A 24,068-nucleotide genomic window follows, 5' to 3' on the forward strand; every position below is an offset into this window, starting at 1 on the left:
GCCTCGGCTATTCTGTGTTGAGTCGAGAGGACACCTACTGTGTTGTACTGGTTTTTTAAGCACCTAGTTTTTGGGCCGTTGTTGAAAACGATTTATCGGCCCTGGGTGGAGGGTGCCGAAAATCTTCCGGGCTCCGGGCCGGTGATTATTGTGGGAAACCACCTATCTGTCATTGACTCTTTTTTTATGCCATTGATGATCGATCGGCGTGTCTACTTCCTCGCAAAAAGTGATTACTTCACAGGAAAAGGACTGAAAGGGCGGATCGTTGCGAGCTTCATGCTCGCAGTCGGGCAACTGCCGATTGACCGTTCGGGTGGCAAGGCTTCGGAGGCGTCGCTGAACACCGGGCTCAGCGTGCTTGACCGTGGCGAGGTGCTGGGGATCTACCCCGAGGGCACCCGCAGCCCCGATGGTCGGCTCTACCGGGGCCGCACGGGCGTCGCCCGGCTCGTACTCGAATCCGGTGCGCTGGTAGTGCCTGCGGTGATGATCGACACCGAAAAGGCGATGCCCAAGGGTGTGAAGATCCCAAAGATTCGCCGAATCGGCACCGTGATTGGAAAGCCCATGGACTTCAGTCGATTTTCCGGCATGAGCGCCGATCGTTTCGTGCTCCGCAGCGTTACCGACGAGATCATGATCGAGATCCAGAAGCTCAGCGGGCAGCAATACATCGACGTGTACGCCACGAGCGTGCGCAATCAAGCTGCCGCATAGTATTCCTTTCGGTAGGCTTAAGAGGTTGCGGTGGCACATGCGCCGCGCAATCACAGTCGAGAACAGCTAAAGGACCACGGTGGCCAAGGTGAGCCAGACACACGGAATCGATACCAGCAGCGTGCTTGCAGGACTCGACGCGTACCGCGCGCTCGAGGCGAAGCAGCAGCCGGTCTGGCCGGATCCCGCAGCTGTTGCTTCTGCATCTGACACACTCTCTAAGCAGCCGCCGCTGGTGTTTGCCGGCGAAGCGGATCAGCTGCGTGCCCGGCTCGCCGCTGCAGCGCGTGGCGAGGCGTTCCTGCTGCAGGGGGGCGACTGCGCTGAGACCTTTGAGGCCGCGACGGCTGACAAGATCCGTGATCGCGTGAAGACGCTGCTGCAGATGGCGGTCGTATTGACCTACGGTGCATCCATGCCCGTGATCAAGGTCGGGCGCATGGCCGGCCAGTTCGCAAAGCCCCGCTCGAGCAACACTGAGACCCGCGACGGTGTGACACTTCCCGCGTACCGCGGCGACCTGGTGAACGGCTACGACTTCACTGAAGAATCGCGCGCCGTGAACCCAGAACGACTGATCGAGGGATACCATGTCTCTGCCTCGACACTCAACTTGATCCGTGCCTTCACGCAGGGCGGATTTGCGGACCTGCGTCAGGTGCACGAGTGGAACAAAGGTTTTGTCGGCACCCCGGCAAACCATCGCTATGAGTCTCTCGCGGCGGAGATTGACCGCGCCTTGAAGTTCATGGACGCGTGTGGTGTGGATCACACAGCCCTGACGCAGACCGAGTTCTACGTCAGCCACGAGGCGCTGCTTCTCGATTACGAACGTCCGCTGATCCGTATCGATTCACGCACGGGGCTGCCCTACGGAACCTCAGGCCACATGCTTTGGATCGGTGAGCGCACGCGCGATCTCGACGGCGCGCATGTCGATCTGCTGTCACGCCTGCGCAACCCGATTGCTGTAAAGCTCGGGCCCACCGCCACGACCGACGACGCTCTGCGCCTCATCGACAAGCTCGACCCCGACCGCGAGCCGGGTCGCCTCACCTTCATCACGCGCATGGGAGCAGACAAGATCCGCGACGTGTTGCCCGGTTTGCTCGCGGGGGTGCGTGATTCAGGTGCACAGCCGCTCTGGATCACGGATCCGATGCACGGCAACGGCATCACGACCGAGACCGGGTTCAAGACGCGCCGCTTCGACGATGTCATGGACGAACTGCGTGGTTTCTTCGAGGCGCACCGCGAGGTCGGCACTTTCCCTGGTGGCATCCACGTGGAGCTCACCGGCGATGACGTTACCGAATGCCTCGGTGGCTCGGACAACATTGACGAGCTGGGGCTAGCGTCTCGCTACGAGTCTTTGTGCGACCCGCGGCTCAATCACCGCCAGTCGCTGGAACTCGCGTTCCAGGTAGCGGAGGAACTGAAGAAGCTGTAGAGCTACAGCGAGAGCGTGCTCTTCACACGGATCTCAGTGCCTGCTGCGACTCGCTGGCCGACGGCGGGATCGGTGCCCGTTGCCGTGGCGAGGCCACGCAGCGCGTCCGGTACGAGTGTTGAGGGTGCGAAACCTGCGGCCGTGAGGGTATCCATCGCCTGTTGCAAGCCCATGCCCGCAACATCGGGTATCTCGAAGAGTTCGGGGCCAAGCGAAACCTGCAGGCCGACGGAGTCGCCCGGGCGCACCGGATCGGTGTGCAACGTGAGGGCCAAAACCTTACCCTCGGCAATGTCAGTGCTGTACGACTCGCTGATGAGCGAAGTGTCAACGGTAAGTTTCAGTGCCGCAAGCTTGGAGGTGGCTTCGCTGACGGTCATTCCGTTGACGTCGGGGAGGGGACCTGCGGAGACCACCAGGTCAATGCGCGCCTGCTCGGGGTACGTATCTTCGAGTGGTTCACCGTCGGTATTGAGGGCAGCGAGCACCGTCTGAGCGGCCTCCTCGGAGAATCGCTCTTCGATGACCTCACCAAAGACAAAACCCGCGTCCTTAATCGTGCGCTTGGCCTCTTCGAGGGAGATGCCGACAATTGTGGGGACCGGCTTAAGCTCCGGACCTGTTGATCGGCATAGCTGCACGCTGCTACCCCGGTCGAGCCGGGTGCCAGCCTTCGGCTCAGTGACGGAGGCGAATCCCTCTGGGATCTCCAGGCTCGAGCAGTCGACTACGTCGACGATAAGCGTGCGCTCAGTGAGACTCGCATTTGCGGTCTCCATATCGAGCCCTGCGACGTTTGGAACGGTGACGCGGGATCCCGGCCCTTGCCCGAACCACCAACCAGTGCCGCCGGCGACGACGACAAGCAGCACAAGCACCGCGGTGATCACCTTGCCCCGCGCTCCGCGTCGCTTCGCCGAATCTGCCGCTCGCTCGATGGCAGAAACCGGGGCGTCGTTCTGTGATCCCGTGTCCTCCCCGTCGGACGTACTGCCGGCTGCGAGGAGATCCCGCTGTTCATTGCCAAGGACTGTGGTTGATGGTGTGAGCATCGAGGTCTGCTGATCCTGCAAATCGAGTACGCGAGTGGATCCCGGCACCGCGGAGCCGTTGCGAAGTGCAGAAAGGAACTCGAGGGCTTCGCCCGCGTCTCGTGGACGCTGATCCGGCTCCCGCTGAGTGGTCCAGCGCACAAGCTCATCGAGCTCGGGGGTCGCTTCACTGCTCACGAGTGACGGTACCGGTACTTCGGAGTGTGCGTGTTGATACGCGATCTGCATGGGCTGCTCGCCGGTGAAGGGCTGCGCCCCCGTGAACATCTCGTACATCATGATGCCGAAGGCGTAGAGGTCGCTGCGGGCGTCCGCGATGCCGCGCGTGACGAGTTCGGGGGAGAGGTATGCGATCGTGCCGAGAAGGGCCTGGCCGGTTGTGGTGTTGGCGCTCACCGCGCGTGCGAGTCCGAAGTCACCGAGTTTGATACGGCCGTCGTCGGCGAGCATCACGTTTTCGGGCTTCAAGTCACGGTGCACGATCCCCGCTCGATGCGCCGCCGCAAGTCCCGCGAGCACGGCTTCGCCGATTTCTAGGGCTTGATCGATCGTGAGCCGTTTCTGTTTTTTGAGAAGATCGCGCAGCGTGATACTGGGAAGGTACTCCATCACGAGGTACGTGCGTCCCGCGTCGTGCCCCTGGTCAAAGATGTTCACGAGGTTTGGGTGGGCCAGCCGGGCGGCGCTTCGTGCTTCCTGTTCGAAGCGTCTCGTAAAGTTTTCGTCCTCTGCGAGATGCTCGTGCATCACCTTCACGGCGACTCTTCGTTCTAAGCGCAGGTCGTTTGCGAGGTACACCATCGCCATGCCGCCGCGTGCGATCCGGGAACGAATCACGTAGCGCTCATCGAGCGTTTTCCCGATCAGCGGGTCGGTAGGCACAGAAGTCACGACGAGAGTCTACGGAACAATCCCGGATCGAAGGGGTATGCGCGCCGGACGCACACACATTGCGATCTGGCGGCTGCGCTGGCAGAGTAAAGGTGTGTCTGAGAATCTCACCCCCGAAACCGTATACCTGACGATCCCTGACCTGGTCGAACGCTTTAATCTCGCTCCCGGGAAGATCCACCGCCTCATCGAAGACAACTACCTTGCAGCGGTACGCGTCGATGGAGTGTGGAAGGTGCCTGCGGAGTTTGTGCAGGGAAACCAGCCACTGCCGCCGCTGCGGGGCACACTGCTTGCGCTACTGGACGCCGGGTACTCGACCGAGCAGGCCGTGACGTGGCTGCTTCAGCACAATGATGAGCTTGGTGAACGCCCCATCGATTCCCTGAATGACGGGCGCAAGAGCGCCGTCAGGCGCGCAACACAGGGACTTGCCTTCTAGCTGGCATAGATCCTGCGATGCGCTGCGGGGTGGCCACTAAGAGGTGCGCCGCGCCGCGCGCTCCGCGAGCTTCCGCAGTGAAGCTACTGCGTCTTCGCGCAGTAGGGCATCGTTCAGAGTCGAGGCCGCACGGTCGATGTTTCGAGTGATCATCTCCTCAACCTGGTCGACCGCACCACTTTCGCGAATGGTGCCCTGCATGACGGCGATCTGGTCCATACCGAGTTCGCTGCCAATGAGATCGTCAAAGATTCTGCGCTGCGTGGTGGGCAGATTGTTCCGCGCGAGGGCGACGAGCACGGTGCGCTTGCCTTCTATGAGGTCGTCTCCGCTGGGTTTCCCGGTGACTTCGGTGTCACCAAACACGCCGAGCAGATCATCGCGCAGCTGGAACGCGACTCCCACCGGCAGACCGAATCCCGCCAGGGCGAGTTCTTGGGCCTCGTTTGCGCCCGCGAGGGCTGCTCCGATGAGTAGGGGAGCTTCGACGCTGTACTTCGCTGATTTGTAGACCAGCACGCGGGTCGAACGTTCGAGTTGTTCGTCGTGCTCGGCAAAGCCGTCCTGCTGTTCTTCAAGCACATCGAGGTACTGGCCGATTGCCACTTCGCTGCGCATCCGGTTGAAGTGGGCTCGTGCTCGGCGCACCGCCTGGCGATCCGGGATCGCGTCGCAAGCGGCCTGCATGAGTTCGTCCGCCCATGACTGGAGCAGGTCGCCGAGCAGAATTGCACCGGACAGTCCGAAATGCTCGGAGGAACCTTGCCACCCGCTGAGATTGTGCAGCGTTGTGAACAGTCGATGGGTGGCTGGGCGGCCGCGCCGAGTGTCGGACCGGTCGATGACGTCGTCGTGGATGAGCGCTGCGGCATGGAAGAGCTCGAGTGCGCATGCGGCGTCGAGCATCGCGCCGAATTCCGCGTCAACCGGGCCATCGAGGTCGAGGGGGCGGATCGCACGGTACCCAAGCGTCGCGAATTGGGCGCGGAACCGCTTTCCTCCCGTAAGAAATCCGACGGCTTCGTCGAGGATCGGCGCGGCGTCGGGGCCCAGAGGGCAAGTTCGCGACGATGCTCGGCGAGGGTGTCGGAGATTCGCTCCTGTATAAGGCCTGCGAGTCGTATCGTTTCGTCCACCCAGCTAGCTTAGCTGTGGCTGAGGCGCGTAGACTGGGCGCAAACAGTTTCTATCATCTCTCGGGAGGGTGCCATGGCTCTGTCAGAGCATGAACAGCGGCTGCTGGACGAGATGGAACGCGGCTTTTATCGCAGCGAAGCTGACGTGTTACAGACCACCTCCTCCAGCCGTCGCAGGGTGAATTACCGCACGCTGGTTCTGGGCATTATCGTCGCGGTCGTCGGTGTCGGCGTGTTGATCGGTGGTGTGGCTGCGCAGCTACTGTGGCTTGGCCTGATCGGATTCGCTGTGATGCTCGGAGGGGTCATGCTGATGATGGCCCGCGGCTCTGAGCCCGAGCTCACCGCTGAACACATCGCTGAGGGCGGCAAGAGCCCCCGCAAAGAAACTCGCGAGACTTTGAGCGAGCGCGCGGAGCGTCGCTGGGACGAGCGAATGGGCGACCGCTAGCGAAAACGCATCGCGTTTGCGCTCGCGGTCGGTGCCGCACACGGCGGCAGCCTACGGAGCGGAGCGAGAGGTGGGGCGCTAGCGAAAACGCATCGCGTTTGCGCTCTGCTTGAGAGGGCCCTGGTTTCGACCAGGGCCCCTTTTGTGTCTTCGTAACGAGGGTGTAGTTGCGGGTTTTCAGCGAACTTGCCTTTCACCGCCGAAGCTGCTGTCAGGAACCGCAGTTTGGGCAGTGGAAGGCAATCTCGGCAACGAACCGCACTCTCGCCGGCGAACCGCACGCTCATGCCCGAGAACCTCTGCAGAGAATCATCGTTCGCGCGCAATCCAGGCGACTCCACTTTGCTCCACGATTTTGCCGAAACTGGCAAAAATGGGGTGGTGTGGGCGCAAATTGGGTGGTCTTGGAGGGTAAAGCTGTCGGCTTGAGGAGTGTGGCGTGATGTGGCCATGCGGGTCGGCGCTGCGCGAGCCCGGCGAGTTTTCCGCATGTTTTCAATGATTTTTCAATGGCTGTTTGCGGTGCAGAAATTTAGTGGGAATAAAGTGGAGCAAAAAGTTCAATTGGTGGAGGAAAGTGGAGTAGTCTGGGGACCTAGCTTGCGTGTGAAAGGGAAGGGGTGCCATGTTTCTTGGAACGTTCACCCCCAGGCTCGACGACAAGGGACGCCTGATCCTCCCCGCGAAGTTCCGCGACGAACTTGCCAACGGCCTCGTCATTACCCGGGGTCAGGAGCGTTGCCTGTACGTGTTCAGCGAGCAAGAGTTCGCTTCAATGCACGAACGGATTCGGCAGGCACCCGTCACCTCTAAGCAGGCCCGCGACTACCTGCGCGTGTTTCTCTCCGGTGCACACCCGGAGAACCCGGACAAACAGCACCGCGTCACGATCCCCCTGGGGCTTCGGGAGTATGCGGGTCTTGACCGCGAGCTCGCCGTCATTGGAGCGGGCTCACGGGCAGAGATCTGGGATGCCGAGGCCTGGCAGACCTACCTGACCGCTCAGGAATCAGCGTTCTCGGATATCGAGGAGGAGGTGATTCCGGGCATGTTCTAGCCCGGAAACACATGATCCCAAACGATTCACGGAACCCCGCCGACCTGCACACCCCGGTGCTGCTCGAGCGCTGCCTGGAACTGCTCGCCCCCGTTGCCTCCCGAGAGGGAGCCGTCGTGGTCGACGTGACCCTCGGCATGGGTGGACACAGCGAAGCGCTGTTGGAAGCCCACCCCGGCCTCACCCTGATCGGTCTCGATCGCGATACCGAAGCTCTGCAGCTCGCGGGATCGCGGCTTGCTCGCTTCGGCGACCGCGCGCGCCTGGTGCACACCGTGTATGACGGCATCGCCGGCGCGATCAAACACTGCGGATTCACCCGCATCGATGGCGTGCTTTTCGACCTGGGGGTGTCATCCCTGCAACTCGACGACGCTGACCGCGGCTTCGCCTACGCGCAGGATGCCCCACTCGACATGCGAATGGACCAGGACCGTGGCGAAACTGCGGCGGAGATTCTTGCGACAGCAGCAGAGGGGCGCCTGCGCGCGATCTTCGAACGCTATGGCGAAGAACCCCTCGCGGGCCGCTACGCGCGCGCGATCATCGCGGCCAGGCAGGAAGCACCGATCGAGCGCAGCGGTCAGCTCGTCGATATTCTGCAAGCGGCAACCCCGGCCGCCGTGCGGGATCAGCGGCACCCCGCAAAACGTGTCTTCCAGGCGCTGCGCATTGAGGTCAACAGCGAGTTGGCGGTGTTGGAGCGGGCGGTCCCTGCGGCGCTCGACGCGCTGAACCTCGGAGGCCGCGCCGTGATCATGGCCTATCAGTCACTCGAAGATCGCCTCGTGAAGCGCGAGCTCGCCGAGCGCGTGAAGTCCACAGCCCCCGCGGGCCTCCCGGTCGAGCTGCCCGAGCATCGACCCGAGTTCAGACTCCTCACCCGGGGAGCAGAACTCGCCTCAGAAGAAGAACGTGGCAAAAACCCCCGAGCGATCCCGGTGCGATTGCGGGCCGCAGAACGAGTAAGGAATGTGCGATGAACAACACGGTTCCGCTCGAATTTGAAGGTGTCGAACTTGACGGGGAGCTCTTTCCGGGCGCGACTACAGGTTCTTTAGCACCGCTTTCGCAGCCGAAAGAACGACACCTGCGGCTTGCTTCACCGCGACGTCGCGCGGGGCGCAGTCCACTGCTCGGCGGACTCGTCGCGGTGGGTCTGGTGCTCGTGATCCTCGCGACGCAGCTTGGACTGAGTATCGCCATATCCGAGGGTGCGTACGAAGTGCGCGCGCTTGAGATCGAACAGCGGGATCTGGCTCGCGTAGAGCGTCTGCTCTCACAAAACGTCGAGAAATTGGCCTCCCCGCAGAATCTCGCGGAAAACGCCGCCCAGCTTGGCATGGTGCAAAACGTTCGCCCGGCGACACTCAGATTGAGCGACGGAGTCGTGCTGGGATCCCTCGAATCGGTCACAACAGAGGCGCGAGGCAACCTTGTTCCCAACTCAACCCTTGACGCGATTCCGGTCATCGATTCGGCTGGATCGCTCGTCGCGCGAAACACCGGACTAGCCGGGCAGGCTGCGGCTGAGCCGGTCAAAGCGCCGGTACAGTGGGAAGGCAAACTTCCGGCGCCAAGAACTCACTAGGCCAGAGACAAGGGATGTGGGATGCTGACACAGCGCGGCTCACGGCTTCGCCGGGTTCTCGCCTTCGCACTTATCGTGATCGTAGCGATCGTATTTTTTATACGGTTGATCGATGTGCAGCTGGTATCAGCGGCGGCCCTCAATGAGGACGCCGCCAACAAGCGAGCTGTTCCCGTAGTGATCCCGAGCCTGCGAGGCGACATTGTCGATCGCAACGGCGAGATCCTGGCGACCACGGACGTGCGCTATGACGTTCAGCTCTCTCCGAAGAACACCAAGCTGAACAAGGGGAGCTTCTGGCGAGCCGACCCGGAAGGCGGCATCGGCAACGTGGAGGTCACCGCCGAGGAAGCATTCGTTGAGATCGCTGCGATCACGGGGCAGACCCCGGAAGAGCTGCAAAAGATCGTTGACGATGCCCTCGCGGTCAATGAGAAGTCCGACTTTGCGTACGTGATTCGCTCGGTCGACCTCACCGTGTTGAACCGTCTCAAGGCGCTGGGTATCCCGTGGCTCACCTTCGAGAGTCACCACACACGTACTTACCCGAACGGCGCGGTCGCGGGCAACATTATTGGTTTCTCGGGGTTCGAAGACGTGCCGCAATCGGGCGTTGAAGTGTCTCAGGACAAGTGTTTGACTGGCGTTGACGGCTCTGAGAACTACGAGCGGAGTGCTGACGGCGTGCCGCTTCCCGGCAGCGTCGTTGTGACGCAGAAGGCCGTTGACGGCGGCACCGTCGAACTCACCATCGACCGTGACCTGCAATGGCAGGCGCAGCAGGCGATCAACGCGCAGACCCAGCGGGTTGCCGCCGAGTGGGGTCTCCTCGTTATCCTGAATGTGAAGACGGGTGAGCTGGTCGCGGTCGCAGAAGACGGTTCGGTGGACCCGAACGACGTTGATGCCTCCGATCCGGCGAAGCGCGAAGCGCGCTCGTTTGTTTACCCTTACGAACCGGGATCGACCTTCAAATCGATTACCGCAGCCGCCTTGATCGATCAGGGCCTCGCCACCCCGCTGACGCAGAACGCGACTCCCGACTACCTTGAGCCTGAGCCCGGGGTGCGTTTCGGCGACTCCTTTTCGCACCCGGTCAAGCAGTGGACGCTCGCCGGGATATTGACTCAGTCATCGAATGTCGGCACGGCGATGCTCGGTACGCAGATGTCCGCTGAGACCCGCTATGACTACCTGCACAAGTTCGGCATCGGCATTGCGACGAATGCGGGGCTCCCCGTCGAGGACTCCGGCATGCTCGCAGCGCCCGAAGACTGGGATCGCCAGACCTCCTACAACACGACCTTTGGGCAGGGGCTGTCGTCAACGATCGTGCAAACCGCCGGGGTATTCCAGGCCCTCGCGAACGGTGGCGAGCGTGTGCCCCCGAGTGTCGTGCGAGCGTGCATCGGCGCTGATGGGTCTGAGAAGATCCTGAAGCACGGGGATCCGGTACAGGCGGTTACTCCCGAAACCGCGGCCCAGGTCATGCAGATGTTGGAAACCGTTGTGGATCAGGGCTGGTACAAAGAGTATGTTTCAATTCCTGGGTACCGCATCGCCGGCAAAACCGGCACCGCCGAGCAGGTGGACCCGGAGACCGGAACGTACCGCAGCGACTATGTTCACACCTTCGCTGGCATTTTCCCTGCCGAGGACCCGCAGTACGTAGCGGTAGCATCTATTGCGTTCCCCGCAAACGGCGAGGGGAGCATCGCAGCAATCACGGCCTTCCGCGATGCGGCCGAGGCTACGATCCGAACCTTCCATATCCCACCGTCGACTGGGGAGTTCGTGCCACTCCCGACGGAATACTGATTTCGATGCCCGCAGGAGGCAGACACACGTGAGTAACGGAGATGCGCTCAGCATTCGCCCGAGAACCCCTCTCCCCGTTTCGCTTGAAGCGGTGGCTGAGCGTTTTGCGCTCAGTATCCGCGGCGAGCTGGAGGGTGCCCGGGTAACCGGAGTGTCGCTCGACTCGCGCGACGTGCGGGTGGGAGATCTCTACATCGGGATGCCCGGTGCGAAGCGCCACGGCGCTGACTTCGCGGAGCAGGCGAAGAAGCGCGGTGCCGTCGCGATCTTGAGTGACGAAGCGGGTGCGGTACTCGGGGGCGGCTCCGGGCTACCCGTGCTGGTGGCTTCGCAGCACCCGCGCGAGATATTGGGTGCCGTTGCAGCGATGATCTACGGCACCGAGAATATTGCGGCCAAGCTCTTTGGTGTGACCGGCACGAACGGCAAGACGAGCGTGGTGTACCTGCTCGCCGAACTGATGCGCGCCGCGGGGCTCACTCCGGGGCTCAGCTCGACGGCGGAGCGCCGGGTTGGCGATGAGGTGATCCCGGCGAACCTCACGAGCCCCGAGGCCTCCGAACTGCACGGGCTGCTCGCTCGCATGAGCGAGACCGGTGTCGATGGGGTGGCGATTGAAGTGTCGGCCCAGGCTGTCGTTCGCCACCGCCTCGATGGCGTGCACTTCGACATTGTCGCCTTCAATAACTTCTCGCAGGATCACCTCGATGAGTTCGGTGATCTCGAGAGCTATTTCGCCGCGAAGCGCGCGCTCTTCACGCCCGAGCACGCTGCCCGAGGTGTGGTGGTGGTCGATTCCGAGTATGGACGGCGGATCGTCGCAGAATCGCGGATCCCGGTCACTCGTCTCGCGACCGAATACGGGCAGGAGGCCGAGTGGCACCTTGCCGTCACCAGGCAGACGCTCGATGGTGTGTCTTTTGTATTGCAGGGACCAGCCGGCGCGAGCTTCAGGGGTCGCGTGCCGGTGCTGGGGCGATTCATGGCCGAAAACGCGGCGCTCGCGCTGATCATGCTGCACGAGGCGGGGATCCCGCTCGCGCGCGTTGAGGCTGGCCTCAGCGGCGGCCTGATCCCGGTCTATATTCCGGGCCGGCTTGAAGAGATCACCGCGGGCGGTGAGGGGCCGCGTTTTTTTGTTGACTACGGTCACACTCCCGGCAGCTTCGAGGCGATGCTTGAGGCGCTCGGGGAGGTCACCCCGGGGCGAATCATCTTCATGTTTGGTGCGGATGGCGACCGTGACACCACGAAACGCGAGGAGATGGGCAGGATCGCAGGCGCGGGCGCAGACACCGTGATCATTTGCGACTATCACCCCCGATCTGAACCACCGGAGGCGATCAGGGCGCAATTGCTCAAGGGGGCGCGGTCCGCGAACCGCGCGACCGTCATCGAAGAGGGCGACCCCAGGCTTGCGGTGCGCCTCGCCATTTCGCTTGCCGAGCCGGGGGACGTTATTCTGTATGCCGGTCCCGGTCACGAGGATCATCAGGAAGTCGCCGGGAAGTTTCTTCCCTACTCGGCGCGTGAGGAAGTACGCGGGGCTCTCCGCGAGGCAGGATTGCTGCATTGATTAGACTGACGCTCGCTGAGATTGCGGCGGCCACGGCGGGACGCCTGGTCATCGGACAAAGCGGGGCAACCCCGGAAACGGTTGTTGACGGCGAATCCCAGACCGATTCGCGCGAGGTGGGTCCCGGACAGATCTTTTTTGCCCGTGTTGGCGAGGAAACTGACGGCCATCTTTTTGCCAACTCAGCGGTTGACGCGGGCGCTGCGTTGCTCGTTGTTGAGCGCGAGACGGATGACCGTGTGCCGCAGATTGTGGTGGACGATGCCACGCTGGCACTTGGCAGGCTTGCGACCGAAGTTGTTGCCCGCGTGCTCGCCGGAGGCGATCTCACGATCGTCGGGATCACCGGCTCGAACGGGAAAACGACAACTAAGAACCTCGTGGCAGCGATGGCCGAGCAGTGCGGAGCATTCGTGGCCTCTGCCAAGTCGTTCAACAATGAGGTCGGCGGCCCCCTCACCATGCTGCGCGTGACAGATCGCACGCGCACACTCGTCGCTGAGATGGGGGCAAGCAAAGAGGGGGAGATTCGGCGCCTCACGGCGATGGCGCCCCCCGCGATTGGCGTCGTGCTCACGGTGGGGCTCGCGCACGCCGGAGAATTTGGCGGCATCGAAACGACGTTCCGCACGAAGAGTGAGATGGTGCGGGATCTCCCCGAGGGCGCGGTTGCGGTCCTGAACCGCGACGATCCGCACGTCACCCGCATGAAAGATTTGACGCGCGCGCGTGTGCTCTGGTTTGGGCAGCACCCCGAAGCGCACATTCGGGCAAGCGACATAGATTCCGACGCTTCGGGCACCCGGTTTACGCTGCACATCGGCGATGAATCGCGCCGGGTGGTGTTTCGAGTGCTCGGTGAACACCACGTCACCAACGCGCTTGCGGCGGCGGCGGTAGGTTCAGAGCTCGGGCTCCCGATTGGCAAGATCGTGACCGCGCTGCAGGGCGCCACTCGTGCGGCCCGCTGGCGCATGGAAGTGATGGGTGGACGTGATGGCGTCACGATCATCAACGATGCCTACAACGCCAGCCCGGACTCGATGGCTGCGGGACTTCGCACCCTCGCTCAGATCGCAAACCCGGGATCCCGCACCGTTGCCGTGCTCGGTGCGATGAGCGAGCTCGGCGAATACTCGATCGAGGAGCACATTCGTATTGGGCTGCAGGCCGTTCGTCTCGGCATCTCCGAGCTCGTGGTGGTGGGCAAAGAAGCGCGGCATTTGCACATTAGCGCGATCAACGAAGGATCCTGGGATGGAGAGAGCGTTTTCTTTGAAAACCAGGATGAGGCCTACGATTACCTGGTGCAGACTTTGCAGACAAACGACACCGTGCTGGTGAAATCTTCGAACGCCGCGGGACTTCGCATCTTGGGCGACCGCTTGGGAGAGGCCTTCGCATGATCGCGCTGCTCATTGCCGGCGGATTTTCGCTGCTCTACTCGCTTCTCCTCACCCCGCTGTTCGTGCGGGGATTCAACCGCCTGCGCTGGGGCCAGCCGATTCGGGTCGACGGGCCAAAAGAGCACGAGGTCAAGCGCGGTACGCCCACGATGGGCGGGATCATCTTCCTCTCTGGATCGGTGATTGCCTACTTTGTGGGCAAGCTGGTGATGGGGGAGCAGCCGACTCCGACGGCGATGCTCGTGATTCTGATGGCGGTGGGAGCCGGCCTGGTCGGTTTCATCGACGACTTCATGAAGACGCGCATGCAGCAATCGGCCGGACTCAGCGGCTGGGCCAAAATCGGTGGCCAGGTGGTCATCGCAGTGTCGTTCGCGCTGCTGGGGCTGCGCTTCGCAAACGATGCGGGGGTCACCCCGATTTCGACCCGCATCTCGATGTTCCGTGATCTTCCCTTTGACTTTATGACGTTCGGTCCCTACCTGGGGATCGGCCTGATTGTGATCTGGGTGATGGTGATTGTTACCGCCACCACGAACGCGGTCAACGTCACCGACGGTCTCGATGGCCTCGCCTCGGGGGCCGCCATTTTCGCCTTTGGTGCGTATCTGATCATTGGCTTCTGGCAGACGGCGCAAAACTGCGCGACCACAGCCTATGAGACCGGGTGCTACGTCACGCGAGATCCGATGGATCTCGCCGTCATTGCCGCCGCTTTCCTCGGCGGCGTCGCCGGGTTTCTGTGGTGGAACACCAACCCCGCTCAGGTGTTTATGGGCGACACCGGGTCGATGGCAATCGGCGGGGCGATCGCCGCGCTCGCGATCCTGAGCCGCACTGAGATACTGCTCGTGCTCATTGGCGGTCTTTTTCTCATCGAGACCGGCTCTGTGATTGTGCAGCGCATTTACTTCAAGGTGACCCGCGGTAAACGGATCTTCCTGATGAGTCCAATCCACCATCACTTCGAGCTCAAAGGATGGGCTGAGGTGACGGTGGTGGTCAGGTTCTGGATCGTCGCCGCGCTGTTTGTGATCGCGGGAGTGGGCATGTTCTATGCGGAATGGTTGCTGAAGCAGTGACGGGCGGAGAGATGGCACCCGTTCAGCAGCGTGTGCGGACCCTATCGAGTTGGCACGACGATTGGTCGGGTCTTCGAGTTGCGGTGCTGGGACTCGGCGTAACCGGGTTCTCCGTGGCCGACACCCTCGTTGAGCTGGGATCGCGCGTACGGGTCATCTACGGTGCGCAGGATCCGGATCGCGAGCGACTCCTCGACGTGATCGGCGCGGAACGCTATTGCGACGAAGAGATCGAGGGGCAGCTCACCGACCTGAGGGTGTTCGAACCCGATCTGGTTGTTGTGTCGCCGGGATATCGACCTGACCATCCGCTGACCAGCTGGGCTGCAGACAACGGCATCACGGTGTGGGGCGATATCGAACTCGGTTGGCGGCTGCGCGACAAGACCGCGCGCATTGCTGATTGGATCTGCGTTACCGGGACCAACGGCAAAACCACCACTTCCCAGCTCACCGCCCACATGCTGCTTGAGGGGGCCTCCGCGCGATCCCCGCAGGCAACATCGGGGTTCCGATCCTTGACGCACTCCGCGATCCGCAGGGCTATGACGTGATCGTGGTCGAGCTTTCCAGCTTTCAACTCGAGCGTCTCGGGGAGATTTCTCCCTACGCGAGCGTATGCCTGAATATTGCCGACGATCACCTTGACTGGCACGGCAGCGCTTCGGCCTATCTTGCGGCCAAGGCCAAAGTCTATGAACACACTCAGGTGGCGTGCGTCTACAACCGGGCCGATCCCGCCACTGAGCGCATGGTTGAGAACGCCGACGTTATTGAGGGTGCCCGTGCGATCAGCTTCGGGCTCGATGCGCCGCCCCCCAGCGGTTTTGGGGTGATCGAGGGGATCCTCGTGGACCGCGGCTTCCACGCCGAGCGCAGGAATGAAGCTTACGAGCTTGTGACGGTCACGGAGCTCGCGGAGCGGGCAGTCGCGGCGCCGCATATGGTGCAGAACATTCTCGCGGCGAGCGCACTTGCTCGTTCTCGCGGGGTTGAACCCGCCGCGATCGCAGCGGCGATCCTGAGTTTCACCCCGGATCCGCATCGCGCTGAGCGCGTCGGTGAGGTTGGCGGCGTGCTGTGGATCGACGATTCCAAGGCCACGAACGCCCATGCGGCGAATGCTTCGCTCAGCGCGATGCGGGATGTCGTGTGGATCCTGGGCGGGCTCCTCAAGGGCGTCGATATTGACGAACTGGTGCGCGCTCACGCCTCACGGCTGCGCGGTGCGGTCGTGATTGGTGCAGACCGCATCGAAGTGATGGCGGCGCTCAAGCGGCATCTCGGCGACGTTCCGAGGGTTGAAATTGACGGGGCCTCCTCTGCGGACGTGATGGCCGACGCCGTAGCCGCCGCCGCGGCGATTGCCGAGCCGGGGGACACTGTGCTGCTCTCGCCAGCTGCAGCCTCGATGGATCAGTTCACCGACTACGCGGATCGCGGCCGGCAGTTTCAGGCGGCGGTGGCGAAGCTCGCTGCGCGCGAGGTGGACGATGGCACACAAGCCTGAGCCGAAGGCCCGCGGGCTTGCCAGGATCAGCCTCGGCGCGGCGCTCAGGGCGGGGTCTGATAAATCGGTCGCTGCGCTCTATGCGCTCACCCTGTTGCTTGTGGGGTTCGGGCTCATTATGGTGCTTTCGTCCTCGTCCATCACCTCCTACGTCGCAGACCAAGGATTCTTCGGTGGCTTTTGGCGCCAGGCGACCTTCGCGCTCATCGGTTTGCCGCTGATGCTGCTCGCGGCGGCGATGCCGATCTCGTTCTGGAAGAAGTGGGCATGGGTGCTGCTCGGTTTCGGGATGCTGTTGCAGCTGCTCGTGTTTACCCCGCTCGGCGTCGAGGTCTACGGCAACCGCAACTGGATTCAGATTGGCAGCTTCGGGGCTCAACCGTCTGAGGCGCTGAAACTCGCTCTGGTGGTGTGGATCGGGGCGGTGCTGCTCAAGAAGGAGCCACTGCTCGGGCAGATGCGTCACGAGATCATTCCGGTGGTGGTGCCCGGGGCCGTATTCGTGCTTGGTCTCGTGTTGCTCGGTGATGATCTCGGAACCGTGATGATCATGGCTGCGCTGGTGATCGGAGCCATGTACTTCGGCGGAGTGAGCTGGAAAACGCTCGGGGTTATTGTCGGCGGTGGCCTCTTCGCGGTTGCGTTCTTCTTGGTGACGAGCCCAAACCGGATGGCCCGCCTCTTCGATCACGCCGGTGGCAATGACGACTACAGTGGGCTTGGCTGGCAGCCGCTGCACGGGCTTTGGGCGCTTGCGGGCGGTGGTCTCTTCGGCGTCGGGCTTGGCGGTTCAAAGGCGAAGTGGTCGTGGCTTCCCGCGGCCGACAATGATTACATCTTCGCGATTATTGGCGAAGAACTCGGACTTATCGGTGCGCTCCTTGTGGTTGTGTTGTTCATTGCGCTCGCTGCGGTGATGTTGCGGGTGATTTCTCGTGCTCGTGATCGCTTCGGCAAGGCGGTCGTCGGTGGAATTCTCGTGTGGATCGTTGGCCAGGCCTTCGTGAATATCGGGGTGGTGATTCGGGTGTTCCCGGTGCTGGGAGTGCCACTTCCGTTGATCAGTGCTGGCGGTACGGCACTGATCGCGTGTCTTGTGGCAATGGGTGTGGTGATATCAATTGCTCGCGACGGCGCGGAGTATCAGGCTGAGCTCGCGGCCGAACATGGAAGGACACTGCGATGACTCGCTATCTGCTTGCTGGGGGAGGCACCGCTGGCCACGTCAACCCGTTGCTCGCGCTCGCCGATCACATCAGGGCGGAGGAGCCGGGAGCGGAGATCGTCGTGCTGGGTACTCGTGAGGGGCTGGAAGCGCGGCTCGTTCCCGACCGTGGCTATGAGCTTGTGACGATCGCGCGGCTGCCGTTCCCGAGACGCCCCAACGTTGCGGCCCTCAAGTTTCCCGCGCGCTTTGCCCGTGCGGTGCGGCAGACGCGTGAGCTGATCCGTGACCGCGGAATCGACGTGGTTGTGGGTGTCGGCGGCTACGCCTCGGCGCCCGCCTATCGTGCAGCGAATGCCGAAGGGATCCCGATCGTGATCCACGAGGCGAACGCGAAGCCGGGGCTTGCCAATAGGCTCGGCGCGCGCAGCACCTCCTACGTCGCGGTGACCTTTCCGGGCACACCGATTCGAAACGCGCGGGTTACGGGCATGCCGCTGCGGCCGGAGATTACGGGGCTCTTTGCCCCCGGCGTTGATCCTGTCGCTCTCCGCGCCTCGGCGCGGCAACACTTCGGGCTGGATCCTGAGCGCACGACGCTGCTCGTTACGGGAGGCTCGCTCGGAGCGCGGGCTATTAACCGGGCGATTTCTGGTGCCGCGGCCGAGATCGTCGCCTCCGGGGTCCAGGTGCTGCATGTTTGGGGTGGCCTCACCGAGCTCGAGGATCCGGGGGTCGACGGATATCAGGTGATCCCGTACTGTGATCGCATGGATCTCGCCTTTGCGGCTACCGATCTTGCTGTGTCGCGGGCGGGATCAACCACCGTGAGTGAGCTCTCGGGCTCGGGATCCCCGCTGTGTTTGTGCCCTACGGTCACGGCAACGGCGAGCAGCGCTTCAACGCCGCGAGTGTGGTGGATGCCGGTGGCGCCCTGCTCGTCACCGATGACGAGCTGACCCCCGCATGGGTGCGCGCCACGCTCCTGCCCCTCCTCGGTGACGGAACGAGACTTTCTGAGATGTCTGCGCGCGCCCGCGAGGTCGGTTCCCTTGACGGCACCGCCCGCCTCTATGCGCTGGTGCGGGAGGCGCTACGGGATTCTTAGCTCCAAGGCAGTAGTCTTGACGAGCAATGATCCAGGAGGAAACCAGATGATTTATCCCGATCTCGACCTAGAGATTCCGGAGCAGCTTGGGCGAGTGCACTTCGTCGGTATCGGTGGATCAGGCATGAGCGGAATCGCGCGGATGATGCACCAGGCGGGGGTCACGGTGACGGGGTCCGACCGCAGCGCGAACTACTCCACGCGCGCGCTCGAGGAGATCGGTATTCCGGTTTGTATCGGGCACGACGCAGCGAATATTGGCAATGCAGACACGCTCGTGGTGACTGGGGCACTCTGGCCCGATAACCCCGAGTATCAGCGGGCGCTTGAACAGGGCTTGCCCGTGCTGCACCGCTCACAGGCGCTCGCCTGGCTCGCTCGTGGCAAGCGGGTCGTGTCGGTCGCTGGCGCCCACGGCAAAACCACCTCGACCGGCATGGTCGTGACGGGTCTGCTTGGCGTAGACGCCGACCCCTCGTTCGTCAACGGTGGGATCATCGAGTCCCTCGGTGTGAGCTCGGCGCCGGGCAACAGTGATCTGTTCGTGATCGAAGCCGACGAGTCCGACAAGTCTTTCCTTCTCTACGACACGGCCATCGCGCTCATCACCAACGTCGATCCCGAGCACCTGGATTTCTACGGTTCGCGCGAGGCGTTCATGCAGGCCTTCGTTGATTTTGCGCGTGCGGCGCGCGAGCAGGTTGTGATCTCGGCGGATGATCCGGGTGCGCTTGAAGTGCTTGCAGCGCTGCGCGAGGCGGGCACGGGTGAAACCGGAACCAGCGCCGTGATCCGCACCTTCGGCGAATCCCCGGAAGCCGACTTGCGCCTGGTCGACGTTGACGATTCGGGTCCGGTGCGCTTTGGCGTGGAGATTGACGGCAGACGGCTTGACGCCCAGCTCTCGGTCTACGGACGCCACAACGCGCTGAATGCCGTCGGCGCACTCGCCGTGCTCACTGGACTCGGGATCGAGGCTGAGCGTGCGCTCGCCGCGGTCGCTGGTTTCGGGGGCACCAAGCGCCGTTTCGAGTTTCACGCCGATGTTGCCGGCGTGCGCGTGTACGACGACTATGCGCACCACCCCACCGAGGTTGAGGCGCTGCTGCAATCAGCACGCGCCGTTGTCGGGGAAGGGCGCCTAATCGCCATTCACCAGCCACACCTCTTTAGTCGGACGCGGCTGTTTCATCGTGAGTTCGCACGGGCTCTCGAACACGGGGCGGATCATACCGTCGTGCTCGCAGTTGACGGTGCCCGCGAGGATCCGGTGCCCGGTGTGACCGGTGAGCTTGTCTCAGCCGACTTCGAAGATGCAAGCCGGGTCGAGTACCTCGATGATTGGCAGCGGGCAGCCGACTATCTTGCAGCGTATGCGCAGCCTGGGGACGTCATGGTGACGATGAGCTGCGGCACGGTCTACCAGATTATCCCGCAGGTGGTCGAGGCTCTGCGTGATCGCTTCGAGTCAGCGGGCAAGTGAAACGACCAGGCGGTTTCGACCGAGCCCCCCAGCAGCCGGATCGGCCGAAGGCAGAACTCCCGGAGGTGCCCGAGTCTCACGAGCCTCGGAGCTTACCCAGGCTGCGCAGTACGCTCTTTAGGCGGCGCGGTGCGGCCGAGCAGCCGGCTCCTGGGCTCGAAGCTACTGAGGCGTCGGAGGCCGCGGGGATTGAGGCCTTTGAAACTCTCGAAGTTGAGACAAACGACGGGTTTGAAGACGAGGCCTCGCTCCTTGGATTAGAGGCGGCAGAGCTTGAAAGCGTCAGCTCGGAGATTCGCTCAGGCGAGGCAGAGACGATCGATCTGGGTGAAGTGCGGCGGGCGCGCGATCTCGTCCTGGCTGACAGCGCGGAGGGCGGCGGGGTGCGAGGTGCGCTCGCGAGATTCCGCTCGGAACGCGACGAGGACCCGGTGCGCCAGGCCGAGCAGCGAGTTCGCGAGGCAAAGAAAGAGCGTCGCCAGCAGGAGAAGCGCGAGAGTAGGCGATTTTCGGCGGATGCGCGCCGCCGCCGTCGGCACTGGTTGATCGCGCTCGGTACGGTCTGCCTGCTCGCTCTGTTCGTGGCGGTCGGCGTCTTTACCCCGTTGATGTCGGTGCGGCAGGTGCAACTTGTGGGTGCGAACAGCGTGAATGCCGCGGAGGTTGAGAAGGCTCTCTCCCGCTTCGACGGGGTGCCGCTGGCGCTGGTGCAGGAATCTGAAATTCACGATGCGTTGCAGCCGTTTCCCTTTGTGCAGCGTTACGCGTTCGAATTGATCCCCCGGACACGCTCATGGTGCGCATCGTCGAGCGGGTGCCGGTGATCACGATTGAGCGGGATGGTGTATTCAACTCTTACGATGCCGCTGGAGTGTTGCTCGCGAGTGCAGAGGTGCCGATGGAGGGCGTACCGCTCGCCACGGGTGCGGTGACCGATCTGGATTCTGATGCGTTCTCAGCAGCCTCCCGAGTGTTGCGGGACATGCCGGCCGACATGCGCGTTCAGGTGGCGTCGGTTGAAGCGTCGAGTGGGCAGGATGTGAGCATCGTGTTCAACACCGGGCTTGAAGTGTTTTGGGGTGACGCCGAGGAGACGCAGCGAAAGGTAGCGGTGCTCACGGCGATGATTTCTTCGCTTGCAGATCGCGCGATCTCTAGCATCGACGTTTCGTCTCCCCGTGCACCCGTCTTTCGTTAGTTTCCGGCGCAGCTTTCGGCGTGTCTGCGGGGGAGAAGGTGTTCTGGCGCATAGCTTTGTGTCCAGGAAATGTATACGGCAATACTAACTTTTAACTTCAGGTAGAGGTTGAAAGTTAGGGGCGGAGGATCCAGGTGTCAACAAACCAGAACTACCTCGCGGTGATCAAGGTCGTAGGTGTGGGTGGCGGCGGCGTGAACGCCGTCAACCGCATGATCGAACTCGGCCTTCGCGGAGTCGAGTTCATTGCCGTGAACACTGATGCGCAGGCGCTGTTGCTCAGCGATGCCGACGTCAAGCTTGATGTTGGCCGTGAGCTGACGCGCGGTCTCGGGGCAGGTGCCGATCCCGAAGTGGGTCGCCGTGCAGCAGAAGATCACGCAGAAGAGATCGAAGAAGCGCTCGCCGGAGCAGACATGGTCTTCGTGACCGCGGGCGAGGGTGGTGGCACGGGAACCGGTGCAGCCCCGGTCGTCGCGCGGATCTCGAAGTCGATTGGTGCCCTCACCATTGGTGTGGTCACCCGCCCCTTCAGCTTTGAGGGGAAGCGTCGTGCGGCACAGGCGGACGCGGGTGTGAGTACCCTTCGTGAGGCCGTGGACACCCTCATCGTGGTGCCGAACGATCGTCTGCTTGACATTAGCGAGCCAGGCATTAGCATGATCGAAGCATTCGCCGCGGCTGACCAGGTGCTGCTCGCGGGCGTCTCCGGTATCACCGATCTCATTACCACTCCGGGTCTCATTAACCTCGACTTCGCAGACGTGAAGTCCGTGATGCAGGGGGCCGGCGCCGCGCTCATGGGTATCGGCTCCGCCCGCGGTGCAGACCGCGCGATCAAGGCCGCGGAGCTCGCGGTGGCCTCGCCGCTGCTCGAAGCCTCAGTAGAAGGAGCCCACGGCGTGCTGCTGTCGATTCAGGGATCCTCGAACCTCGCGCTCAGCGAGATCTACGAAGCCTCGACGCTTGTGCAAGACGTCGTCCACCCCGAAGCCAACATCATCTTCGGTACCGTTATCGACGACACCCTCGGTGATGAAGTGCGCGTTACGGTGATTGCCGCTGGTTTCGATGAAGAGCCGCAGCCGCAGACCGTTCCCGTGGAGCGCGGACGGCGCGGGAGCCACATCGAGGGCATTGCTGAGCTCGCCACCGCGCGCGTGGGCGTCGCCGCCGGAATCGCCGGAAGCTTGGGTGGTGACCCGCTCGACTCGGGCGCCGATAGCTCGCAGGGCGGACAGAACCCGCCCACCGGGCAGTTCGGCGAAGTGCTGTCAAACCCCCCGGTTGAGGCCCAGCTGCCGGATCCGGCCTTTGATGGCGATGACGATGAAGATCTCGACATCCCCGAATTTTTGAAGTAGCAATAGGCCGCACGTTGGGATCCACAATGGGGCTGAGAGAGCGACTTCTTGCGGTGCAGGGCGACATTGCTGCGGCCTGCACCGCAGTCGCCAGAGAACCCGAAGATGTCACCCTTATCGTGGTGACCAAGTTTCATCCGGCATCGCTCGTGCAAGAGCTCGCGGGGCTCGGCGTGCGTGACGTTGGCGAGAATCGACACCAGGAGGCGCAGGCGAAAGCTGAAGCGCTCGCGGCCCTCGACCTCAACTGGCATTTCATCGGTCAGCTGCAGACCAAGAAGGCGCGGCAAGCGGCTCGTTACGCGAGCGCGATTCACTCGATCGACCGCGAGCGTCTCATTGATGCGCTCGCCGATTCTCGAGACATTGCTGCAGGAGAGCGGCCAATCGACGCATTCCTGCAGATCAACCTCACCGATGACCCAGGCCGAGGCGGTGTCGTTCCCGCTGACCTCGAATCTCTAGCCGAAAAGGCTCTGCAGACGCCCTCGCTGCGGCTGCGCGGCGTGATGGCGGTCGCACCACTTGAAGAGCCTGCTGCGGCTTCCTTCGCACGTCTCGCATCCTATTCAGAACGCCTACGTGCACTCGCTCCAGACGCCTCGGCGATCTCGGCGGGCATGACTCACGACTTTGCCGAGGCAATCGCGGCTGGCGCGACACACCTGCGCATTGGTAGCGCAATCACGGGTAATCGGCCCGAGCACGGGTAGTCTCGAAACACCGCACCGTTGGGAGAGAAATATGAGCAATCCGCTGAAGAAGACCATGGTGTTCCTCGGTCTCGCTGAAGAAGACCTCGAGGATCACAACGCCACGGCTCAGGAGCAGCCCGTCCAGGCCGCGAGCCAGAGCACTTCTGCGCAGCCTCAGCCCAAAGCAGCAGCAAGTCGACCTTCTTCGCAGCGTGCCGCGGTGACCCCGCTACGCCGGGTTACGCCAACGAAGCAGCCCGCCGCCCAGGCCATGAACGAGATCCTCACGGTGCATCCAGCGGAGTACCGCGACGCCAAGGTGATCGCCGAGAGCTTCCGTGATGGTGTCCCCGTGATCATTAACCTGTCGCGCATGAACGAGACCGAGGCAAAGCGCCTCATTGATTTCGCGAGCGGCCTCAGCATGGGCCTGCACGGCCGAATTGAGCGGGTCACGAGCAAAGTCTTCCTGCTGTCACCTGAGCACATCGAAAGTGCCAGCGACGAGGTTCGTCCGAATGACAGCGGCTCCTTCTTCGTCACTCCCTCTGCGTAGCCCGTGGAAATTCTCGCTGCGATCGGCACGATTGTCAGTGTCGTTCTCCGAATCTATGTTTTTGTTCTGTGGGCAAGGTTCGTGCTCGACTGGGTGATGGTGCTGAACCGCAATTTCCGCCCGCGAGGAATCATCGCAGTGCTCGTTGATTTCGTGTACACAGTCACGGATCCTCCCATTCGGATGTTTCGGAGGATCCTGCCGCCGATCAGACTCGGTCAAATTTCCCTTGATCTCGGTTGGATGCTGACCCTTATTTCCTGCTGGATATTGCTCGCGATTATCCCCACCTGGTGGTGAATTTTCTGCAAGAGTCA

The 24,068-nt window shown here is 62.6% G+C and carries 21 protein-coding genes and 2 pseudogenes; 21 read left to right on the top strand and 2 right to left on the bottom strand.

All coding sequences use genetic code 11. The features are described from left to right. The first annotated feature begins 39 nt into the window (after positions 1-39). Positions 40-720, top strand: a complete 681-nt coding sequence (locus G7067_RS07980) for a lysophospholipid acyltransferase family protein (protein WP_166323339.1) — start codon at positions 40-42, stop codon at positions 718-720. Between the two features lie 121 nt (positions 721-841). Further along, complete coding sequence (locus G7067_RS07985; protein WP_166325959.1) at positions 842-2,170, top strand: class II 3-deoxy-7-phosphoheptulonate synthase; 1,329 nt, start codon at positions 842-844, stop codon at positions 2,168-2,170. A gap of 2 nt (positions 2,171-2,172) precedes the next feature. On the opposite strand, the gene pknB is transcribed toward G7067_RS07985, so the two are convergent. Continuing rightward, positions 2,173-4,113 (bottom strand): Stk1 family PASTA domain-containing Ser/Thr kinase, encoded by a 1,941-nt coding sequence (pknB, locus tag G7067_RS07990; protein WP_244301017.1) that lies wholly within the window; start codon positions 4,111-4,113, stop codon positions 2,173-2,175. A 94-nt stretch (positions 4,114-4,207) separates the two neighbouring features. Between pknB and G7067_RS07995 the strand changes: the two genes are divergently transcribed. After that, a complete protein-coding gene (locus tag G7067_RS07995; RefSeq protein ID WP_166323341.1) occupies positions 4,208-4,555 on the top strand; it encodes an Rv2175c family DNA-binding protein in 348 nt (115 codons plus the stop codon). A 36-nt stretch (positions 4,556-4,591) separates the two neighbouring features. On the opposite strand, the gene G7067_RS08000 is transcribed toward G7067_RS07995, so the two are convergent. Continuing rightward, positions 4,592-5,608 carry a polyprenyl synthetase family protein gene (locus G7067_RS08000; protein ID WP_425280709.1) on the bottom strand — a complete coding sequence of 339 codons (1,017 nt, stop codon included), beginning with the start codon at positions 5,606-5,608 and terminating at the stop codon, positions 4,592-4,594. Between the two features lie 156 nt (positions 5,609-5,764). On the opposite strand from G7067_RS08000, the gene G7067_RS08005 reads away from it, so the two are divergent. The 18 genes and pseudogenes from G7067_RS08005 (at position 5,765) to G7067_RS08090 (ending at position 24,051) form a co-directional block, all read left to right on the top strand. Beyond that, positions 5,765-6,142 (top strand): DUF3040 domain-containing protein, encoded by a 378-nt coding sequence (locus G7067_RS08005; RefSeq protein WP_166323343.1) that lies wholly within the window; start codon positions 5,765-5,767, stop codon positions 6,140-6,142. A 625-nt stretch (positions 6,143-6,767) separates the two neighbouring features. After that, positions 6,768-7,199, top strand: a complete 432-nt coding sequence (gene mraZ / locus G7067_RS08010; protein ID WP_166323345.1) for a division/cell wall cluster transcriptional repressor MraZ — start codon at positions 6,768-6,770, stop codon at positions 7,197-7,199. Positions 7,200-7,210: 11 nt separating this feature from the next. Further along, on the top strand, positions 7,211-8,182 hold the full coding sequence (gene rsmH / locus G7067_RS08015; RefSeq protein ID WP_166323347.1) for a 16S rRNA (cytosine(1402)-N(4))-methyltransferase RsmH: 972 nt from the start codon (positions 7,211-7,213) through the stop codon (positions 8,180-8,182). Next, positions 8,179-8,790, top strand: a complete 612-nt coding sequence (ftsL, locus tag G7067_RS08020; protein WP_166323349.1) for a cell division protein FtsL — start codon at positions 8,179-8,181, stop codon at positions 8,788-8,790. Before rsmH ends, ftsL begins: the two co-directional genes overlap by 4 nt. Positions 8,791-8,811: 21 nt before the next feature. Further along, the gene (locus G7067_RS08025) at positions 8,812-10,608 is read left to right on the top strand and encodes a peptidoglycan D,D-transpeptidase FtsI family protein (protein ID WP_166323351.1); all 1,797 of its coding nucleotides are present in this window, start codon (positions 8,812-8,814) and stop codon (positions 10,606-10,608) included. A gap of 28 nt (positions 10,609-10,636) precedes the next feature. Beyond that, positions 10,637-12,184, top strand: coding sequence for a Mur ligase family protein (locus G7067_RS08030; RefSeq protein WP_244301018.1), 1,548 nt, complete (start codon positions 10,637-10,639; stop codon positions 12,182-12,184). Then, the gene (locus G7067_RS08035) at positions 12,181-13,590 is read left to right on the top strand and encodes a UDP-N-acetylmuramoyl-tripeptide--D-alanyl-D-alanine ligase (RefSeq protein ID WP_166323355.1); all 1,410 of its coding nucleotides are present in this window, start codon (positions 12,181-12,183) and stop codon (positions 13,588-13,590) included. The genes G7067_RS08030 and G7067_RS08035 overlap by 4 nt, the downstream gene beginning before the upstream one ends. Beyond that, positions 13,587-14,672 carry a phospho-N-acetylmuramoyl-pentapeptide-transferase gene (gene mraY / locus G7067_RS08040; protein ID WP_166323357.1) on the top strand — a complete coding sequence of 362 codons (1,086 nt, stop codon included), beginning with the start codon at positions 13,587-13,589 and terminating at the stop codon, positions 14,670-14,672. The genes G7067_RS08035 and mraY overlap by 4 nt, the downstream gene beginning before the upstream one ends. Before the next feature lie 11 nt (positions 14,673-14,683). Beyond that, positions 14,684-16,182 (top strand): annotated as a pseudogene (gene murD, locus G7067_RS08045) (UDP-N-acetylmuramoyl-L-alanine--D-glutamate ligase). Then, positions 16,166-17,368 carry an FtsW/RodA/SpoVE family cell cycle protein gene (locus G7067_RS08050; RefSeq protein ID WP_166323359.1) on the top strand — a complete coding sequence of 401 codons (1,203 nt, stop codon included), beginning with the start codon at positions 16,166-16,168 and terminating at the stop codon, positions 17,366-17,368. Before murD ends, G7067_RS08050 begins: the two are co-directional and overlap by 17 nt. Beyond that, positions 17,365-18,455 (top strand): annotated as a pseudogene (locus tag G7067_RS08055) (UDP-N-acetylglucosamine--N-acetylmuramyl-(pentapeptide) pyrophosphoryl-undecaprenol N-acetylglucosamine transferase). The gene G7067_RS08050 and the pseudogene G7067_RS08055 overlap by 4 nt, the downstream one beginning before the upstream one ends. A gap of 46 nt (positions 18,456-18,501) precedes the next feature. After that, positions 18,502-19,938: a UDP-N-acetylmuramate--L-alanine ligase gene (gene murC / locus G7067_RS08060; RefSeq protein WP_166323361.1), complete on the top strand. Its 1,437-nt coding sequence runs from the start codon at positions 18,502-18,504 to the stop codon at positions 19,936-19,938. Beyond that, a complete protein-coding gene (locus G7067_RS08065; protein WP_166323363.1) occupies positions 19,935-20,762 on the top strand; it encodes a hypothetical protein in 828 nt (275 codons plus the stop codon). Before murC ends, G7067_RS08065 begins: the two co-directional genes overlap by 4 nt. Beyond that, a complete protein-coding gene (locus G7067_RS08070) occupies positions 20,732-21,136 on the top strand; it encodes a cell division protein FtsQ/DivIB (RefSeq protein ID WP_166323365.1) in 405 nt (134 codons plus the stop codon). The genes G7067_RS08065 and G7067_RS08070 overlap by 31 nt, the downstream gene beginning before the upstream one ends. Positions 21,137-21,270: 134 nt before the next feature. Further along, complete coding sequence (ftsZ, locus tag G7067_RS08075) at positions 21,271-22,500, top strand: cell division protein FtsZ (RefSeq protein ID WP_166323367.1); 1,230 nt, start codon at positions 21,271-21,273, stop codon at positions 22,498-22,500. Between the two features lie 26 nt (positions 22,501-22,526). Beyond that, positions 22,527-23,213 (top strand): YggS family pyridoxal phosphate-dependent enzyme, encoded by a 687-nt coding sequence (locus G7067_RS08080; RefSeq protein ID WP_166323369.1) that lies wholly within the window; start codon positions 22,527-22,529, stop codon positions 23,211-23,213. 31 nt (positions 23,214-23,244) lie between these two features. Further along, a complete protein-coding gene (locus G7067_RS08085; protein ID WP_166323371.1) occupies positions 23,245-23,751 on the top strand; it encodes a cell division protein SepF in 507 nt (168 codons plus the stop codon). A gap of 3 nt (positions 23,752-23,754) precedes the next feature. Next, positions 23,755-24,051: a YggT family protein gene (locus G7067_RS08090; protein WP_166323373.1), complete on the top strand. Its 297-nt coding sequence runs from the start codon at positions 23,755-23,757 to the stop codon at positions 24,049-24,051. Positions 24,052-24,068 lie beyond the last annotated feature (17 nt).

This window comes from Leucobacter insecticola, assembly GCF_011382965.1.
Taxonomy (GTDB): domain Bacteria; phylum Actinomycetota; class Actinomycetes; order Actinomycetales; family Microbacteriaceae; genus Leucobacter; species Leucobacter insecticola.

Bases quoted from the DNA above. Each gene is read 5' to 3' on its own strand.
- G7067_RS08070 (WP_166323365.1), top strand. From the start codon at position 20,732: ATGGTGCGCATCGTCGAGCGGGTGCCGGTGATCACGATTGAGCGGGAT.
- ftsL (WP_166323349.1), top strand. From the start codon at position 8,179: ATGAACAACACGGTTCCGCTCGAATTTGAAGGTGTCGAACTTGACGGG.
- G7067_RS08080 (WP_166323369.1), top strand. From the start codon at position 22,527: ATGGGGCTGAGAGAGCGACTTCTTGCGGTGCAGGGCGACATTGCTGCG.
- murC (WP_166323361.1), top strand. From the start codon at position 18,502: ATGATTTATCCCGATCTCGACCTAGAGATTCCGGAGCAGCTTGGGCGA.
- G7067_RS08085 (WP_166323371.1), top strand. From the start codon at position 23,245: ATGAGCAATCCGCTGAAGAAGACCATGGTGTTCCTCGGTCTCGCTGAA.
- G7067_RS08025 (WP_166323351.1), top strand. From the start codon at position 8,812: ATGCTGACACAGCGCGGCTCACGGCTTCGCCGGGTTCTCGCCTTCGCA.
- rsmH (WP_166323347.1), top strand. From the start codon at position 7,211: ATGATCCCAAACGATTCACGGAACCCCGCCGACCTGCACACCCCGGTG.
- mraZ (WP_166323345.1), top strand. From the start codon at position 6,768: ATGTTTCTTGGAACGTTCACCCCCAGGCTCGACGACAAGGGACGCCTG.
- mraY (WP_166323357.1), top strand. From the start codon at position 13,587: ATGATCGCGCTGCTCATTGCCGGCGGATTTTCGCTGCTCTACTCGCTT.
- G7067_RS08050 (WP_166323359.1), top strand. From the start codon at position 16,166: ATGGCACACAAGCCTGAGCCGAAGGCCCGCGGGCTTGCCAGGATCAGC.
- G7067_RS08005 (WP_166323343.1), top strand. From the start codon at position 5,765: ATGGCTCTGTCAGAGCATGAACAGCGGCTGCTGGACGAGATGGAACGC.